1 pseudogene is annotated in these 415 nt (G+C 63.4%); it reads right to left on the reverse strand.

Features of this window, described 5'->3' with window-relative positions:
• Positions 1-415 (reverse strand): annotated as a pseudogene (gene aroE, locus A3714_RS11145) (shikimate dehydrogenase); the annotation flags it as partial.

Consider the following 415-nt stretch of genomic DNA (forward strand, 5'->3'; position numbering starts at 1 on the left):
GGTGTCGGCTCGCTGCCGTACACCATGTCATAGGCCACGGCATCATCCGCCAGCAATCCCTCGGGAAGCGCCGGCATGTCACCATGGAGGCCGGCAGAAATGGCATTGATGACCAGATCGAACTGACCGGTGAGGGTATCCAGTCCGCTACCCAGCACCGGGGGATTCTTTCCATCCATAAAACCTCGGGCCAGGATCGCCGCCTTCTCTTCCGTGCGGTTGGCAATGCGCACCAGCGTCGGCGCTTCCGCCAGCAGGGGACCCATCACGCCGCGCACCGCACCCCCCGCACCCAGCACCAGCACCCGCTTTCCATGGATGCCCCAGCCCAGATTGTCGCGGATATCCTTGACCATGCCGGCCCCATCGGTGTTATCGCCATGGAGCTGCTCGCCATCCCACCACAGGGTATTCA

This window comes from Alcanivorax sp. HI0007 (genome assembly GCF_001635525.1).
Classification (GTDB): Bacteria; Pseudomonadota; Gammaproteobacteria; order Pseudomonadales; family Alcanivoracaceae; genus Alcanivorax.